Source organism: Microbacterium sp. Mcb102 (assembly GCF_024519805.1).
GTDB lineage: Bacteria > Actinomycetota > Actinomycetes > Actinomycetales > Microbacteriaceae > Microbacterium.
The window spans coordinates 317,887-334,358 of the sequence record NZ_JALJRG010000001.1 but is presented as its reverse complement, the minus strand read 5'-3'; the positions used below and the strand labels follow the sequence as shown (position 1 = coordinate 334,358).

The window sequence follows — 16,472 nt, the reverse complement described above, 5'->3', positions numbered from 1 at the left end:
TGCTGATTCTGTCAGACCAGGAAGATCGGCAGCAGCCCGGGGTTGTGCGCATGCACGAGCACCGCGAACACCACGGCGTCGAACAGCAGGTGCACGGTGACGACGTAGGCGAGCGAATGGGTGCGCAGGAAGATGTAGCCCTGCAGCAGCGCGAACGGGATCGTCAGCAGCGGACCCCACTCGCGGTACCCCAGCTCCCAGAGGAACGAGACGAACACGATCGCCTGCAGCAGGTTCGCGACCAGGTTCGGGAAGTGACGCCGCAGCAGCGCGAACACCGTGCAGATGAAGAACAGCTCGTCCCAGATGCCCACGGCGCCGACTCCGACGAAGAGCCGGGCGATGAGCTCGGGCGTGTCGACGACGGGCCAGTTCTGGTAGACGCCGCTGGTGATGAAGTAGAAGGGCAGGATCAACCACCCCAGGATCAGCACCGCCACCAGCCATCCCCACTGCAGACGACCCCATCGACGGTGCGTGCGCCACGGGAAGCTGATGGCGCGGTCGCGGTAGACGAACCGGGAGATGACGTAGGGCACCGCGACCGCACCGCCCAGCGCGAGCGTGAAACGCAGCATCGCCAGGTTGTCGAGTTCGGCGGCGAGCGGGATGACGCTGACGATCAGCAGGCCGACGGCGATCAGGGAGAGGTCCCTGGTGAGCGAGGGCGGCCGATGCACGCCGATCACCTTCGCGGTCTCCCGCCGTGCACCCATGCTCACGACCTGGTCCTCAGCCGGCCGGCCGCGTTCGAGCAGCCAGGCGACCAGGATCCCCAGGGCGAGCAGCGCCCAGCCCAGCCACGGGATCTCCAGCACGAAGAACGCCGGAGCAGCGGCACAGACGAGTAACGCCGGCACGAAGGCGAGGCGCAGCGTCGTCTCCCGCCGGACCTCGGTCACGGGCGCGCCCGGCGCCGGTAGACCAGATCGCGGATGTCGCGCCCCTTCGCGATGCCCTTGCGCTCGAACGCGGTCATCACCCGGCCGTCGAAGCGCTCGGCCCACTCCCCGTCGAACGCGCGCTCGAACAGCGGTTCGGCGTCGAGCACCTCGCGCATCTGCAGGGCGTAGTCCTCCCAGTCGGTCGCGAGACGCAGCAGGCCGCCGTCTTTCAGCGCCCTCGCCGCGGTGTCGCCGAATCCCGGCCGCACCAGACGCCGCTTGGTGTGCTTCTTCTTGTGCCACGGGTCGGGGAAGAAGATCCACACCTCGCGTGCCGCAGCCTCGGGAAGGTACGACGAGAGAACCTCGGGTGCGTTCGCCTCGACGACGCGGACGTTTCGGGCACCCTCCCTGTCGGCATCGAGCATCGTCCGGGCGAGGCCGGCACGGAAGACCTCGACGGCGAGGAAGTCGTCATCGGGACGGGAGGAGGCCGCCGCGACGATCGCGTGCCCCTGACCGGATCCGATCTCCACATAGAGGTCGGCGGTACGGCCGTACTCGGTCGCCGGATCGAGGCGGGCCTCCGGGTGCACCGAGGTCCAGGCGACGTCGCGCGGGACGTCGAGCAGGTAGTGCGGGCCGAGCTCGGTGAAGGCGCGCTCCTGCGCCTCGGACATCCGGCCGCTGCGGCGTACGAACGACACCGGCTCGTCTCGGAAGGTACGGGGTTCGGGCATGATTCCAGGGTAGTCGTCGGCGCCCCGCGCTCCCTGCGTCCGTCGGGGAGGCGTCAGCCCGCCGGGGCCGTGACGAAGTCGATGAGCTCCTCCACACGGCCGAGCAGCGCAGGCTCCAGGTCCCGATAGGTGGTCACCTTCGAGAGGATGTGCTGCCACGCGCGGGCGATGTCGGCCTGTGTCTCATGGGGCCACCCGAAGGCCCGGCAGATCCCGACCTTCCACTCGATGCCGCGCGGGATCTCCGGCCACTTCGCGATGCCGAGGGCTCGTGGGGTGACGCACTGCCAGACGTCGATGAAGGGGTGTCCGACGATGCGGAGGTGCCGGCCGTGCGGGCCGCGCGCGATGGCCTGCGCGATCCTGGTCTCCTTGGAACCGGGCACGAGGTGGTCGACGAGCACGCCGTATCGGCGGGTGGCGCTGGGCGGCTCGGCGCTCAGCAGATCGTCGAGCAGATCGACGCCCTGCAGGAACTCGACGACCACGCCCTCGACGCGCAGATCGGCGCCCCAGACCTTCTCCACCAGCTCGGCATCGTGCCTGCCCTCGACGAGGATGCGACTGGGCAGCGCGACGCGTGCGCGCTGATCCGCGACGACGAACGATCCGGATGCGGTGCGCCGCGGACCCTGTTCCTTCGCCGCCGGCACGACGAGCCGCACCGGTGCGCCGTCGATGAGGAACCCGCCACCGAGGGGGAACAGGCGTCGACGGCCGACGCGATCCTCCAGCTCGACGTTGCCAGCCTGCACGCGGGTGACCGCGCCGCAGAAGCCGTCATCGGCGACCTCGACGACCAGATCCGCCTCCGCCGCGACCTGCGGCACCTTCTTCGCGCCGCGTTCGCGCCAGCCTGTCGCCAGCACATCCGAACCGTACATGTCGTCCATGCCTTCCAGGGTATGTGCCTCCGCTGAGGGCGAACGGCGAACCCGCCGCTGGTGCTGTCGCGTGTCGGGCTCTGTGCATAGACTCATGGCATGGGGCTCGGCTGCCGGTCGGAGGGAACACGATGACGAAACGGTGGCTCACGCTGGCCGCACTCGCGCTGGCCGCCGTGGCAGGAGCGTTCACCGCGTCCGCCGCCTCCGCCACCGATCCGCTCACCCTCGATTCCGGATACGTCACCGACCAGGCCGACGCGCTCAGTGCCGATGAAGAAGCCACTGTCGAGGCCCGGCTCGAGGAGCTGACCGCCAACTCGAACGCCGATCTGTTCGTCGTGCTGGTGGACGACTTCACCAACCCGAGCGACAGCGCCGCCTGGGCAGACGCGGTCGCGGAGGCGAACCGTATCGGCAGCGAGCAGTATCTCCTCGCGATCGCTGTCGACGGCCGCAGCTACTACATCTCGGCGGCGCCCGACGGGCCGGTGAGCTTCGATCAGCTCGACGCCATCGAAGACAAGATGGTCCCGCTCGCCGCCGACGGCGACTGGGTCGGGGCGATCACTCTCGCCGCCGATGAGATCCAGGGCGATGGGGGTGCCGGAGCGCTCCGTGTCACGCTGATCGTGGTGGCCGTCATCGCGGCCGCTCTGCTCATCTGGCTCATCGTCGCGCTCGTCCGACGCGCGCGGCGCAAGGCCGAGATCCGCCGACGCGGCGCGATGCCGGAGACACCCGACCCCGCTGATCCGTTCTCCACCCTCACCGACGAACAGGTCGAGACGCAGGCCGGGCTCGCACTCGTGCAGGCCGATGACGCCATCACCTCCAGCAAGGAGGAGCTCGGCTTCGCGGTCGCACAGTTCGGTGAGGGCGCCACCGAGGAGTTCACCCGCGTCGTCGACGCGGCGAAGGCCAAGATCGCTGAGGCCTTCGACCTCAAGCAGAAGCTCGACGACGAGATCGAGGACACGATCCACGACCGCCGGGCCTGGCACATCCGCATCATCCGTATCGCCGAAGAGATCGACGATGTGCTCGACGACAACACCGAGGCTTTCGACGCCCTTCGCAAGCTCGAGCAGAATGCGCCGCAGGAACTCGAGAGGGTCCGCGGCGAACGCGCGGCGCTGAACCCGGTCCTCGCCTCCGCCTCCCCGGCTCTGTCCGCGCTGTCGGCGACGTATGACCCGGCAGCCCTGAGCACGGTCGCGGACAACCCCGCGCAGGCACAGGAGCGCGCCGACCTGGCCGACCGCTCGATCGAGGCGGCCGCCCAGGCGATCGCGGCCGGCCGATCCGGCGAAGCAGCCTTCGCGATCCGCACCGCCGAGCAGTCGGTCGCACAGGCCGCACAGCTCGCCCAGGCGGTCTCGACCTTGGGCGCCGAGCTGGCCGCCATCGAGACACAGTCGCAGGCGCTGGTCACGGAACTTCAGGCCGACCTCGCCGCGGCACAGCAGCTGCCGGATACGACCGGTGCGATCGCGGCGGCCTCTTCCGCGACCGCACAGCAGCTCCAACTGGCGCAGGCCGACCTCGCCAGCACGAAGCGCAATCCGCAGCGGGTGCTCGAGGCGCTGAGTGCCGCGAACGCCGAGATCGATGCGGCCATCGCCCAGGGCCGAGAAGGCGTCGAGCGCTCGCGCCGCCTGCAGCAGATGCTCGAGCAGACCCTCGCGCAGGCGAATTCCGAGATCCGTGCAGCGCGCGAGTTCATCGAGACCCGACGCGGCACGGTCGGCTCGACCGCACGAACCCGGCTCGCCAACGCCGAGGCCAGTCTCACCCAGGCGTTGAACCTGCGCGCCACCGACCCCGAAGCGTCTCTGGCCGAGGCGAACCGCGCACTCGCCCTCGCCGGCCAGGCCACTTCCGCCGCCCAGTCCGACGTCCAGGCGTACAACCCGCCCGGGTACGACAGCGGCTGGGGCAGCCCGTTCGGCGGATCCACCTCCTCGTCCGGCGGTTCCGGAATCGGCGGCGACATCCTCGGCGGCATCATCGGCGGACTCCTCGCCGGTGGTGGCGGCGGGTCGTCCCGCCGCAGCAGCAGCGGCTGGCGCTCCTCCGGGGGCGGTGGTTTCCGTAGCTCCGGTTTCGGCGGCGGGGGATCCCGCGGCGGTGGAGGCCGCAGCGGTCGATCCGGAGGTAGACGCTTCTGATCCGCCACACAGACATTTACGCCAAGCTCTCGAAGACGCCCTCTGAAAGGAACCACGCATGACCAAGCAGTCCATCTTCGGACGTATCTCGACCCTCGTCCGCGCGAACATCAACTCCCTCCTGGACTCCGCGGAAGACCCGCAGAAGATGATCGACCAGCTCGTTCGCGACTACACGAACAGCATCGCCGACGCCGAGTCCGCGATCGCCGAGACCATCGGCAACCTGCGACTCCTCGAGCGTGACCACGAGGAAGACGTGCAGGCCGCGACCGAGTGGGGCAACAAGGCCCTCGCCGCCAGCCGCAAGGCCGACGAGATGCGCAAGAGCGGCGACGCCACCGATGCCGACAAGTTCGACAACCTCGCCAAGATCGCGCTGCAGCGCCAGATCAGCGCCGAGCGCGAGGCGACCGGCGCCGAGCCCCAGATCGCGGCACAGACCGAGATCGTCGACAAGCTCAAGAGCGGCCTCAACGGCATGAAGGACAAGCTCGTCGAGCTCAAGAACAAGCGCAGCGAGCTTCTCGCGCGTGCCAAGGTCGCCGAGGCGCAGACCAAGGTGCAGGACGCTGTGGGCTCGATCAACGTGCTCGACCCCACCAGCGAGCTGGGCCGGTTCGAAGACAAGGTCCGTCGCCAGGAGGCCATCGCTCAGGGCAAGATCGAGCTCGCGGCGTCCAGCCTCGACGCGCAGTTCGAGAGCCTGGAAGACCTCGGCGAGCTGACCGAGGTCGAGGCGCGTCTCGCCGAGCTCAAGGCCGGCGGCAGCGCTCCCCGTCAGGCCATCGAAGGCAACTGACACCACCAGCGGGTGTCCCGGGCCGTACGCCCGGGACATCCGCGCTCTTCTTCTCGGAGGCACCCATGGTGCGATTCCTCGTCATCCCGCAGTGGCAGGGTTCCCCCGCACCGCGCGCGATGCTCCTCGTCGACGGTGCCGCAGCCATCGCCGGAGACCTTCCTCGGGCAGCCACGACCGTGCTGGAGGTGCCGGTCGAGGCGGGTGAATCCCTCGGCACCGGGGTGCGCCGCCTGAGCGCGCTGCTGCGCACACGCGAGCTCACCCACGGGCACATCGACTCGGATACGGTCGTGATCGGCGGCGACTGCAGCATCACCGTCGCCGCGATCGATGCGCTCCCGGGCGGCACCGACGATCTCGCCGTCGTGTGGTGCGATGCCCACGCCGACCTCCACACGCCCGATACCTCTCCCTCCGGAGCCTTCTCCGGAATGGCGTTGCGCGCCCTGCTCGGCGAGGGCGAGGAGCAGCTCGTCCTCTCCCCCGCGATCCGCGCCGACCGGGTGGTAACCGTGGGCGTGCGCAATCTCGACGACGCCGAGGTCGCCCCCCTCGAGGGTCTGACGAACCTCTCGGTCGACGACCTCGAACGACCCGATGCGCTGCTCGACGCGGTCAGAGCGACCGGGGCATCACGGGTCTGGGTCCACATCGACGTGGATGTGCTCGACCCCTCCGACTTCGCCGGCGTCTCCTCCTCCGTGCCGTTCGGGCTCTCCCCCGCAGCGCTGAGCACTGCCATCCGCGCGCTGCGCACCGAGATCCCACTGGCCGGCGCGACGATCGCCGGATTCGCCCCGCGAACGCCAGCCGATGCGGTCGACGACCTCGGAGCACTGCTCCGGTTGGTCGGAGCCGTGGCGTGAACCCGGCTGCGGACTGGCGTCCTGCCGCCGACGAGGCGCTGGCCCGCGGGCGTCGCCTCGACCGTCGGATCCCCGCGTTCCTGCTGCGTTCGCCGATCAGTCGCCTCGGCTATGCCTGGGGCACGGCTGTCGGGTGGCTCTGGGGTTCGCTGTGGAGCACCGGCCCCGTCGAGAGGCGGGCCGGGCTGTGGATCTTCCGGGGCATGCCGAGCTGGACCTTCAACCGTGGGGGCGTGTGCGTCGGCGGGTGCTTCCTCACCGGTGACGCCCGCCCGAGCGATGCCGTCCTGCGTCACGAGGCCGTGCACAAGGAGCAGTGGCTCCGCTACGGCTTCCTGATGCCGGTGCTGTATCTGTTCGCCGGCCGGGATCCTCTGCGCAACCGCTTCGAGATCGAGGCGGGGCTGGAAGACGGCAACTACGTGCGCCGGTCGCGCTGACGCCGCGCTCGCGTGGTCAGCGGTCGGCGGGCAGCAGGCCGAAGCGCTCGGGGGTGCGGATGAGTGCGGGCGAGACCTGCAGCGCGCTCGTCAGGTGTTCGACGATGTCGGCGGTGCCCAGGTAGCCACCGAGCAGCGTGACGCGCGTCTCGATCTCGTCGTCGCACATCATCTCGTCGGCCCACGCGCAGGTCGCGCGTGCCAGGGCCTGACCGGGGGCGCAGGCGCGGCCACTGCCGGGAGCACCGGAACGCTGCTCGCGCGCGAGCCACGTGACGGTCATCCGTCCCGGAGCCTCGATCACGCCGATATCGGCGACCGTGGGCACCTCGATGAAGATGCGGCCGGAGGCGCACAGCGGCAGCGTCGTCAGGAAGACCTCGAGCTCGGTGAGGGACTGTTCGTCCGCCGTCACCAGGTGGTGCGCGCGCTGACGTGCCGCGCGGCGTGCTGCGCGCGTGCTGCGAGTCTCGAGCGAGGTGTTCATGATGCTCTCATGGTACACCAAGTGAAGGCTTGCCTTACCTTGCTTCCTCGGGCCGGGCGCGGTCCCGATGCGCGCTACTCGGCCGGCTCGACGAGGGCGGCGGTCAGCGCGGAGAGCTCCGCCTCGGTCATCCCGTTGGCCCGCAGGTAACCCGCGGCGGAACCCCAGCGCTCATCGACCTGCTCCAGCAGACTCCGCATCACCGAAGCGGGCGACTGCGTCGCGAGGGCCACCGCATGCACCGCCTCGGGGTGCTCGGCGCGGAGATACGCGGCGATGCGCCGCGAACGCTCCGCCGGCAGCTGCGACTCCGTGAGTGCGTAGTCGGCGATCACGGCCTCACGATCGGCGCCGACGGCGGAGAGGGCGAGGGCCACCGTGACCCCCGTGCGGTCCTTGCCGACTGTGCAGTGCACCAGGGTGGGCGCCCCTGCTGCGATGATGCGGATGGCCTCGACCAGGCGCTCCCCACTCTCCTCCAGCAGATGCAGGTAGAGATCGTCGAGGCTCGTGTCGGCTTCGAAGAACGACCGGACCGAGCCCAGGAACAGCGGGAGGTGCGTGGTGTCCGGTCCCTCGATCTCGGTGGGCTCCGCCGCCACCTCCTCGCCGTCGCGGAGGTCGACGATGTGCTGCACCGTCGCACGGAGCACGGCCGCTCCGTTCGTCGTGGCGCCCGAAAGCTGACCCGACCGCAGCAGCACGCCCGCCCGGATGTGGCCGCCGGACGTCGGGATGCCGCCGACATCGCGGGCGTTGGTGACCCCGTCGACGTCGAGGATCATCACGCCTGCGCCTGCGGAGTCCGGGCGGGAACCGGATAGCGTCCGGCGATCACGACGCGGTTGAACGCGTTGATGGAGACGCACGCCCAGCTGAGCGCCGCGTACTCCTTCTCGGTGAAGACGCTGCCGACCAGGTCGTACACCTCGTCGGACACGCCGTCTTCGGAGATGAAGGTGAAGGCCTCGGCGAGCTCGAGGGCCGCGCGCTCGCGCTCGCTGAACACGCCGCTCTCGCGCCAGGTCGGGATCTGGGTGAGCGTGTCGGTGTCGATGCCGGCGGCGACGGCGCGGTCGACGTGGATGCGGGCGCAGTATGCGCACCCGTTGAGCTGCGAGCAGTGGATCATGACGATCTCTTTGAGGCGATCGTCGATGCCGTTCGCCGCGCAGATCTGCCCGACGGTCTTCGAGAACGCATCGAGCGCCTGATACGCGGTCGGCTCGGTCTTGGACAGGTGCACACGCGTCTCACTCATGACTCCATGATATTCGGCGCTCGCCCTCGCGGTCGTGGCTCGCGTCGACAACGAAGAATGCACAACGCCACACTAAAGGACGCTATGCGCGACATAAAGCCAAGCGATTCCGGGTTCTCGCTTGTCGCATTGCTCCAGCATTTCTCCTGCATCATCGCGGAGGAGCAGAATATCCACGTGGCGATCGACATCAGCGAGTTCAGCTATCTTCCCGCACAAGCCGAAGCGCTCGGCGTTCCGCTCCCGGAAGTGGAGCGCCTCACCCTCCCCCTCGCCGATGGACGCTCGGTGGGCGCTCTGCGGTTCGGTGGGGCGGAGCCGCAGGTCACACTGCTGCACGGCGCGGGCCTGAACGCGCACACGTGGGACACCACCACCCTCGCGCTCCAGCGTCCGCTGCTCGCCATCGACCTGGCCGGCCACGGCGACTCCTCCTGGCGGGACGACGTCGACTACACGCCGCGCACCCTCGCAGGCGATGTCGCAGAGGCCCTCGACGCCTGGACCTCACAGCCGCAGGTCGTCGTCGGACAGTCGCTCGGCGGACTCACCGGCGCCGCCCTCGCCGCTTCCCGACCCGATCTGGTCTCCGAGCTCGTGATCGTCGACATCACCCCCGGCATCGACGTCACCGCCGGACCGGCCGCGCTGCGCGAGTTCTACGCCGGCCCCACGGACTTCGCCTCCAGGGACGAACTCGTCGACAAGGCGATGTCGCTCGGCTTCGGCGGCAGCCGCCCCGAGACCGAGCGCGGTGTCTTCCTCAACACCCGCGTGCGACCCGATGGACGAGTGGAGTGGAAGCACCACTTCGCACACCTCGCCGCACAGGCCCTCGCCGCGCACGATCCGGGTTCGCCCACCGCACCCTCGGTCCTGCACGAGACCGGGTGGGACGACCTGTCCGGGGTCAGCGCCCCGATCACCCTGGTGCGTGCCGCTCGCGGTTTCGTCAGCGAGACCGACGCCGCGGACTTCCAGCAGCGCGTGCCCGAGGCCCGCGTGGTGACCCTGGACGCGACGCACAACGTGCAGGAGACCGCTCCGGTCGAGTTGGCCGGCCTCATCGCCACGGCATCCGCCGCTCGCGGAATATGACGTTCCATTCCACACCCGACCCGCACCCTGCCACGCAACTCTAGGCTCGACACAACGGCACACAGCAACTGCCGCACCGAGAGGAAACGCCCATGTTCCGACGCACCCGACGCCTCGCGCTGATCTCCGCGCTCGCGGCCACCGCCGTCATACTCAGCGCCTGCGCCGGCTCCCCTGCGCCCAGCCCTTCCGAGAGCGCCGGCGAGCCCGACCCCGACGCGACCCTGCACGTCGGACTGGTCCTCGAACCGACCAACCTCGACATCCGGCACACCAGCGGCGCAGCTCTCGAGCAGATCCTCATCGACAACATCTACGAGGGCCTCGTCACCCGCACGCAGGACAACGAGATCGAAGGGCGACTGGCCACGGACTACGAGGTCTCCGACGACGGGTTGACCTACACCTTCACCCTCGGCGAGGGCATCCTCTTCCACGACGGCACCCCGCTCACCTCCGCCGACGTCGTCTCCTCGTACGAGACCGTCCGCACGGACGCCACCGTGCAGGGGAACGCCGACTTCGCAGCGGTCTCGTCGATCACGGCGCCGGATGCCACCACGGTGCAGATCGTGCTCACCGAGCCGAACCAGAACTTCCTGTTCGCCCTGACGGGTCCGGCGGGGCTGGTCTTCAAGACCGGCGACACCACCGACCTGAAGTCGGCCGAGAACGGCACCGGACCGTTCACGCTGACCCGCTGGAACAAGGGCAGCACCATCACCTTCGCCCGCAACGACGAGTACTGGGGAGACCCGGCCGGTGTCGCGCAGGTCGAGTTCCAGTACATCCCGGACTTCACGGCGGGCGTCAACGCCGCACTCGCCGGCGACGTCGAGGTGCTCACCGCCGTCGATCCCAACCTCGCGCCGCAGCTCGAGGACTCCGGAGAGTTCGCGCTGACGAAGGGCCGCACCACCGACAAGGCCACGCTGGCGTTCAACAACAAGAAGGCGCCGCTCGACGACGTCCGCGTGCGCGAGGCACTCCGCCTGGCCATCGACCACGATGCCCTCATCGAGGCGGTCGGCGCGGGCACGACGCTGTTCGGCCCGATCCCCGAGCTCGACCCCGGCTACGAAGACCTGTCGGACGTGATCTCGTACGACCCGGAGAAGGCCAAGGACCTGCTCGCCGAAGCCGGCCAGGAAGACCTGGAGCTCACCCTCACGATCCCCGCGTTCTACGGGACGACGGTGCCCAAGGTGCTGATCTCCGACTTCAAGAAGGTCGGCGTCGCCCTCGACGTCAACTCTGTCGAGTTCCCGACCTGGCTCGAAGACGTGTACACGAACAAGGACTACGACCTCAGCTTCGTGCTGCACGTCGAGCCGCGCGACTTCGGCAACTTCGCCAACCCCGACTACTACTTCGGCTACGACAACGCGGAGGTGCAGGACCTGTACTCGAAGGCCCTCGCCGAGGTGGACCCCGACAAGTCCGCCGAGCTGCTGGCGCAGGCCGCGCGCATCGTGTCGGAGGACCACGCTGCCGACTGGCTGTACAACGGCGAGACCATCACGGCCGTGGCACCGATCGTCGCCGGATTCCCCGAGGACTCGATCAACTCCCGGATCAACCTCGCCGGCGTGACCGTCTCCGCAGAGAAGTAGCAAGCGGTCACCCCTCCGTGATCCGCTACGCGCTCGTCCGAGGAGCCCTGCTCATCGCAGGGCTCCTCGTGTCGAGCGTGCTCATCTTCCTCACCCTCCGGGTCTTCCCGGGAGATGTCGCTCAGCTGATCGCCGGCACGCAGGCCTCCCCCGCCGAGGTCGACGCGCTCCGGGAGTCGCTCGGGCTGAACCAGCCGCTGCTCGCGCAGTACACCGACTGGATCGGAGGCATCTTCCGGGGCGACCTCGGCACCTCGCTGCTCTCTGGCGCCTCGGTGGGCGAGGAACTGCTGCTCAAGGCCCAGGTCACCGTGCCCCTCGGCATCATGTCGCTGCTCATCGCCGTGCTCATCGCGGTGCCGTTCGGGATCTTCGCCGCCCTCCTGCGCGGCCGCCGCACCGGCACCGCCCTCAGCGTCGGCGCCCAGACGCTGGCCGCCGTGCCCGTCGTGTGGGCCGGCATGATGCTCATCGTCGTGTTCTCGGTCTGGCTCGGCTGGCTCCCGCCGCAGGGGTTCCCCCGCACCGGCTGGTCAACGCCCGGGCGTGCGATCGAGTCGCTGCTCCTCCCCGCGCTGACGATCGGCGTGGTGGAGGGGGCCATGCTCATGCGCTTCGTGCGCAGCGCGACCCTGCAGGCCGCGGGACAGGACTTCGTCCGCACGGCCGCGGCGAAGGGACTCACCCGCACCCGCGCGCTCATCCAGCACGGCATCCCTGCGGTGGGACTGTCGATCATCACGGTGCTCGGACTCCAGGTCGCCGGGATCATCGTCGGATCCGTCATCATCGAGCAGCTTTTCACCCTCCCCGGGATCGGACGGATGCTGGTCGCCGACGTCGGCACCCGCGACCTCATCAAGGTGCAGAGCGAGCTCCTCGTGCTCACCGGCTTCGTGCTGGTCGTGGGCTTCGTCGTCGACCTGCTGCACCGCGCCATCGATCCTCGACAGCGGGAGGCCGCATGACGCCGCGCTGGCTCGGCCGACTCTGGGGCACCCCGACGGGGCGCTTCGGGATCATCGTCGTCGTCGTGATCGCCCTGACCGCGATCGTGGCGCTGTTCTGGACCCCGTTCGACCCGCAGGCGTCGGACATCGGCGACCGCTGGTTGCCGCCGAGTGGGCCGCACCTGCTCGGCACCGACGACACCGGCCGCGACATCCTGAGCCTGCTGATGGCGGGCGCGCGCACGACCGTCTTCGTCAGCGTCGGCGCGGGAATCGTGGCCACGCTCGTCGGCATCGCCCTGGCCGCCCTCGGCGCCCTCACCGCTCGCTGGATGCGTGAGACCGTCGCGGTGCTCGTCGACATCCTGATCGCCTTCCCCGTGCTGCTGATCGCCATGATGATCTCGTCCGTCTGGGGCGGGTCGCTCTGGGTCGTGATCTGGGCCGTGGGGATCGGCTTCGGCGTGAACATCGCCCGTGTCACCCGACCCGAGCTACGCCGGGTGCAGCAGAGCGACTTCGTGCTCGCCGCCCGCGCCGCAGGTCTCACGCCGACGCAGAGCCTCGTGCGGCACCTGCTTCCGAACGTCGCCCCGGTCTTCATCGTGCAGCTCTCCTGGTCCATGGCCGTCGCCGTGCTCGCCGAGGCCGGTCTGTCGTACCTCGGATTCGGCGCGTCGGTGGTCGAGCCGAGCTGGGGGCTCCTGCTCGCCGATCTCCAGCGCTACATCGGCGTGCACCCGCTGTCGGTGATCTGGCCCGGGCTCGCCATCACGATCACCGTTCTCGCACTCAACCTCCTCGGAGACGGGCTCCGCGAGGCGACCGATCCGACCCTGCGGCACCGCGCCGCCGAGGTCCACACCCCGGGAGTGGTCGCATGAGTCTGTCCGTGCGGGATCTGGTGATCGAGATCGACGGGCGCCGCGTCGTGAACGGGATCTCGTTCGAGGTACCCGACGGTGCGCGGCTCGGGCTGATCGGTGAATCCGGATCCGGCAAGTCGCTCACCGCCCTCGCGGTCCTCGGGTTGCTCCCCGACGGCGCGACCGCAAGCGGCAGTATCCGCTGGAACGGCATCGAGTTGATCGGCATGCCGGATAGGGAGCTCGCGAAGCTCCGCGGGGACGACATCGGCATCGTGTTCCAGGAGCCCCGGACGGCGCTCAACCCCATCCGGACGGTTGGTCGGCAGATCGCGGAGTCCATCCGCATCCACGAGGGACTCGGTCGTCGGGAAGCCCGGGAGCGCGCGATCGCGGAAGCGGCACGCGTACGGCTCCCCGATCCCGAGACGATCGTGGACCGCTATCCGCACCAGCTCTCGGGCGGGCAGCGGCAGCGCGTCGCGATCGCCATGGCACTCGCGTGCCGCCCGCGGCTACTCATCGCCGACGAGCCGACCACGGCGCTCGACGTCACGATCCAGGCCGAGATCCTCTCCCTGCTGCTCGCGCTCGTCGCCGACGAGGGGATGTCGCTCGTGTTCATCACCCACGACCTCGCCGTGCTGGCGCAGGTCGCGACCGAGGGCGTGGTGCTCGAGCACGGACGCGTCGTCGAGGCCGCCGCCGTCTCGACGCTGCTGTCGACTCCGGCCTCGCCGATCACCCAGGGTCTGCTGCGGGACGCCACCGCGACTCTCTGGCGGCCGAACGGCGGTGCGGCATGAGCCTGATCGAGGCACGGGGACTCCGCCGGGACTTCATCGTCCCGAAGCGGACCGCATTCGAGCGCACGCGCACGCAGACGGCGCTGGCGGCGACCGACCTCGATGTCGTCGAGGGTTCATCCGTGGGGATCATCGGCGAGTCGGGGTCGGGAAAGTCCACGCTGGTCCGACTGATCCTCGGTCTCGACCGCCCCACGTCCGGGACCGTGTCGATCGACCGACGCCCCGTAGATGCCACGGGATCCGCGAAGTCGCTGCACTGGCTGCGGCGCGAGACCGGACTCGTCTTCCAGGATCCGTACGCGTCGCTGGACCCGCGCATGACGGCCGGACAGATCGTGCGAGAGCCGCTGTGGGCGCTCGGCATCGAGGGAGACCACCGGGCGCGAGTACGCGAAGTGCTGGCGCAGGTCGGGCTCGAGCCCGAGATGGGCGACCGTTATCCACACGAGTTCTCGGGTGGCCAGCGCCAGCGGATCGCGCTCGCGCGGGCGATCGTGCATCGCCCCCGGATCCTCGTCGGCGACGAGCCGCTCTCCGCCCTCGACGTGACGGTGCGCGCACAGATCCTCGAGCTGCTGATCGAGCTCCGCCGCACGACCGATCTCACCCTGCTGCTGGTGTCGCACGACATCGGCGTGGTGCAGAACCTGTGCGACGCGGTCGTCGTGATGAAGGACGGCCACATCGTCGAGCGAGGTTCGACTCAGGATGTGCTGCTGCACCCCACGGAGGACTACACGAAGACGCTGCTCGCGGCGATCCCGGTGATCCCGGGCGCTCCCCCTCGCCCTTCCAGCGACTGAGCTGCCGCGAAACTCGGGTCCGTCGTCAGCGCGCGCCGAAGAGCCTCCGACGACGTCCGGTGGGCTTGAGCACACGCCGCATGTACACCGTGCCGAGGTCGCGGCCGAACTTGTATCCGACCCGGCCCATGCGGCCGGCTTCGACGAACCCCAGCTTCTCGTGCAGCCGGATCGATGCCTCCGCCCCGCTGTCGCTGATCACCGCGACCATCTCGCGCAGACCGATCTGCTCGCAGGCATCGATGAGCGCCTGCAGCAGGGCCGCGCCGAGTCCCTTCCCGCCCGCGCCCGGACCGAGGTAGATCGAGTCCTCGACGGTGTACTTGTAGGCGTTCTTGCCGGCCCAGGGCTGCGCGAGCGCGTATCCCATCACCACGCCGGCCGGCGAGACCGCCACGAGGAACGGCAGCTCCAGGCGGGTGAGCAGCGCGTACTTGTCGCGCCAGTACGGGATGCTGCTGCGCCGCTCGTCGAGCGTCACCGCCGAGTTGCTCACGAAATGGTTGTAGATCTCGCGGACGTGAGGCAGGTCCGCCGGACGCACCACACGGATCGTGTACGAGAAGACCTCGGGCGCGACCTCGGGGCGGAGGTGGCGCGGGAGGACACGGCGGCGATCCCCCGGTTCGAACTGCATGCGCTCAGCCTATTGGGAGCACGTTCCGCGGCGGTAGATCTGGACTTCTGGGTGCCGCAGGCGCGATCACGCTAATGATCTGTGAACCGCCACGGCGACTCGGGGTCGATGACTTGCACTTCGTCTGCACCGGTTCGGAAGAGATACGAATCAGCCTCTTTCTCTTGCGGCAGGGGGCACAGTTCCACGACGAACTCCGCCAGAAGCGCAGATATCCGCTCGCTCACTTCGTTTCGATCGCCCCAGAAGACCAGGACATCAGTCGGATGCGGTGGATCGAGCACGACGAACTCCGGGTTGAACGTCACCTCGATCAAGACGTCTTGCGGCCGCGACTCGGTCACGAACTTCAGGTAGAACGGCCCCCAGTCCGCAGTGCGAGAAAAACCGATGGCACCACCAGCGAGGATGCGCGTCACTGCATCTGCGGTCGAACCCGTTACCCCGCTCATTGCAGCCACACGTGGAAGTTCCAGCGAACTCCGTTCCGCCCGAGGTTCATCTTGATCCTTCCAGTCTGACTGACGCCTGGTCCGCGCACCCAACGCCCGCTCGGACCAGTGCGCATGCGAGTTGCGTGACTTGATAGACGCTCGCTCGCTTTCGCGCCCTGCGACCAGGCACGCCCTGCCCAACTAGCAGCGCGGGGGGACGCGACCATCTCTCGGGCCGCGCCAGCTACACCGCGCGTATACCGAGAAGCGCGAACAACGATCTGGGTTGTTTGCACCACGTCTTTCACCACTTTAGCCGCGCGCACCGCGAACGTCGCCGCTCTAGCAACCAGCAACGCGCCGGCCAGCGGTGCCCCAACGCCTGTCACCAGAAGCGCCGCCGACAACACCGTCAGCCCGATCTCGAGTGTTAGGCCCCAGTCCCATGCCTTACCAGAAAGATCACTCATCCCGATGGGATCTGTCGGCCAGACGTAGTCGTTGTCGACGCCGCCCTCGACGGGGTCGACCTGAAGGAATCGACCGAGGGCCGGCACATAGAGCCTCGCCCCCATCTCGATCATCAGGACAGTTGATTCCGCTTCAACCGGCTTCCGCGCGCCCTGATGCCATCCGCTCGCGCCATCGTTCTGCCCGGCGGCATTGGCGGCGATAGTGCCGATCGCGAACGTGGTCATATCCAACGGCTGACCGAACGGTTCGT

At 69.0% G+C, this 16,472-nt stretch carries 19 protein-coding genes; 10 read left to right on the top strand and 9 right to left on the bottom strand.

Annotated features, from left to right (window positions below):
* Positions 1-11: 11 nt before the first annotated feature.
* The 3 genes from OC372_RS01585 to OC372_RS01575 are packed head-to-tail and all read right to left on the bottom strand — an operon-like array spanning position 12 to position 2,517.
* On the bottom strand, positions 12-902 hold the full coding sequence (locus OC372_RS01585) for a CPBP family intramembrane glutamic endopeptidase (RefSeq protein ID WP_029261907.1): 891 nt from the start codon (positions 900-902) through the stop codon (positions 12-14).
* Positions 899-1,624, bottom strand: a complete 726-nt coding sequence (trmB, locus tag OC372_RS01580) for a tRNA (guanosine(46)-N7)-methyltransferase TrmB (protein WP_105709704.1) — start codon at positions 1,622-1,624, stop codon at positions 899-901. Before trmB ends, OC372_RS01585 begins: the two co-directional genes overlap by 4 nt.
* Positions 1,625-1,677: 53 nt before the next feature.
* Entirely contained in the window at positions 1,678-2,517 is an 840-nt protein-coding gene (locus OC372_RS01575; RefSeq protein WP_105709703.1) for a DUF3097 domain-containing protein, read from the bottom strand.
* A gap of 122 nt (positions 2,518-2,639) precedes the next feature.
* Here OC372_RS01575 and OC372_RS01570 point away from each other — a divergent pair, with 122 nt between their 5' ends.
* The 4 genes from OC372_RS01570 (at position 2,640) to OC372_RS01555 (ending at position 6,790) form a co-directional block, all read left to right on the top strand.
* The gene (locus OC372_RS01570) at positions 2,640-4,679 is read left to right on the top strand and encodes a TPM domain-containing protein (RefSeq protein ID WP_105709702.1); all 2,040 of its coding nucleotides are present in this window, start codon (positions 2,640-2,642) and stop codon (positions 4,677-4,679) included.
* A gap of 58 nt (positions 4,680-4,737) precedes the next feature.
* A complete protein-coding gene (locus tag OC372_RS01565) occupies positions 4,738-5,481 on the top strand; it encodes a PspA/IM30 family protein (protein ID WP_029261911.1) in 744 nt (247 codons plus the stop codon).
* 65 nt (positions 5,482-5,546) lie between these two features.
* Positions 5,547-6,350: an arginase family protein gene (locus OC372_RS01560; RefSeq protein ID WP_029261912.1), complete on the top strand. Its 804-nt coding sequence runs from the start codon at positions 5,547-5,549 to the stop codon at positions 6,348-6,350.
* Positions 6,347-6,790: a hypothetical protein gene (locus OC372_RS01555; protein WP_029261913.1), complete on the top strand. Its 444-nt coding sequence runs from the start codon at positions 6,347-6,349 to the stop codon at positions 6,788-6,790. The genes OC372_RS01560 and OC372_RS01555 overlap by 4 nt, the downstream gene beginning before the upstream one ends.
* Positions 6,791-6,806: 16 nt before the next feature.
* Here the strand turns inward: OC372_RS01555 and OC372_RS01550 are convergent, their stop codons facing one another.
* The 3 genes from OC372_RS01550 to OC372_RS01540 form a co-directional block, all read right to left on the bottom strand.
* Positions 6,807-7,277, bottom strand: a complete 471-nt coding sequence (locus tag OC372_RS01550; RefSeq protein ID WP_262000743.1) for an SIP domain-containing protein — start codon at positions 7,275-7,277, stop codon at positions 6,807-6,809.
* Between the two features lie 74 nt (positions 7,278-7,351).
* Positions 7,352-8,062: a tyrosine-protein phosphatase gene (locus OC372_RS01545; protein ID WP_262001222.1), complete on the bottom strand. Its 711-nt coding sequence runs from the start codon at positions 8,060-8,062 to the stop codon at positions 7,352-7,354.
* Entirely contained in the window at positions 8,062-8,538 is a 477-nt protein-coding gene (locus tag OC372_RS01540) for a carboxymuconolactone decarboxylase family protein (protein WP_029261916.1), read from the bottom strand. The genes OC372_RS01545 and OC372_RS01540 overlap by 1 nt, the downstream gene beginning before the upstream one ends.
* 171 nt (positions 8,539-8,709) lie before the next feature.
* Between OC372_RS01540 and OC372_RS01535 the strand changes: the two genes are divergently transcribed.
* The 6 genes from OC372_RS01535 (at position 8,710) to OC372_RS01510 (ending at position 14,677) form a co-directional block, all read left to right on the top strand.
* Positions 8,710-9,636: an alpha/beta fold hydrolase gene (locus tag OC372_RS01535; protein WP_262001221.1), complete on the top strand. Its 927-nt coding sequence runs from the start codon at positions 8,710-8,712 to the stop codon at positions 9,634-9,636.
* A gap of 92 nt (positions 9,637-9,728) precedes the next feature.
* Positions 9,729-11,249, top strand: coding sequence for an ABC transporter substrate-binding protein (locus OC372_RS01530; RefSeq protein WP_262000742.1), 1,521 nt, complete (start codon positions 9,729-9,731; stop codon positions 11,247-11,249).
* Between the two features lie 17 nt (positions 11,250-11,266).
* Positions 11,267-12,217, top strand: coding sequence for an ABC transporter permease (locus OC372_RS01525; protein WP_262000741.1), 951 nt, complete (start codon positions 11,267-11,269; stop codon positions 12,215-12,217).
* Positions 12,214-13,083, top strand: coding sequence for an ABC transporter permease (locus OC372_RS01520; protein WP_262000740.1), 870 nt, complete (start codon positions 12,214-12,216; stop codon positions 13,081-13,083). Before OC372_RS01525 ends, OC372_RS01520 begins: the two co-directional genes overlap by 4 nt.
* On the top strand, positions 13,080-13,871 hold the full coding sequence (locus OC372_RS01515) for an ATP-binding cassette domain-containing protein (protein ID WP_262000739.1): 792 nt from the start codon (positions 13,080-13,082) through the stop codon (positions 13,869-13,871). Before OC372_RS01520 ends, OC372_RS01515 begins: the two co-directional genes overlap by 4 nt.
* Positions 13,868-14,677, top strand: coding sequence for an ABC transporter ATP-binding protein (locus tag OC372_RS01510; protein WP_262000738.1), 810 nt, complete (start codon positions 13,868-13,870; stop codon positions 14,675-14,677). The genes OC372_RS01515 and OC372_RS01510 overlap by 4 nt, the downstream gene beginning before the upstream one ends.
* A 25-nt stretch (positions 14,678-14,702) precedes the next feature.
* Here OC372_RS01510 and OC372_RS01505 read toward each other — a convergent pair whose 3' ends face one another.
* The 3 genes from OC372_RS01505 to OC372_RS01495 all read right to left on the bottom strand — a co-directional run bounded on the left by OC372_RS01505 (position 14,703) and on the right by OC372_RS01495 (position 16,446).
* Positions 14,703-15,314 carry a GNAT family N-acetyltransferase gene (locus tag OC372_RS01505; RefSeq protein ID WP_262000737.1) on the bottom strand — a complete coding sequence of 204 codons (612 nt, stop codon included), beginning with the start codon at positions 15,312-15,314 and terminating at the stop codon, positions 14,703-14,705.
* A gap of 71 nt (positions 15,315-15,385) precedes the next feature.
* Positions 15,386-15,775 (bottom strand): hypothetical protein, encoded by a 390-nt coding sequence (locus OC372_RS01500; RefSeq protein ID WP_262000736.1) that lies wholly within the window; start codon positions 15,773-15,775, stop codon positions 15,386-15,388.
* Positions 15,763-16,446, bottom strand: coding sequence for a hypothetical protein (locus OC372_RS01495; RefSeq protein ID WP_262000735.1), 684 nt, complete (start codon positions 16,444-16,446; stop codon positions 15,763-15,765). Before OC372_RS01495 ends, OC372_RS01500 begins: the two co-directional genes overlap by 13 nt.
* Between the last annotated feature and the right edge of the window lie 26 nt (positions 16,447-16,472).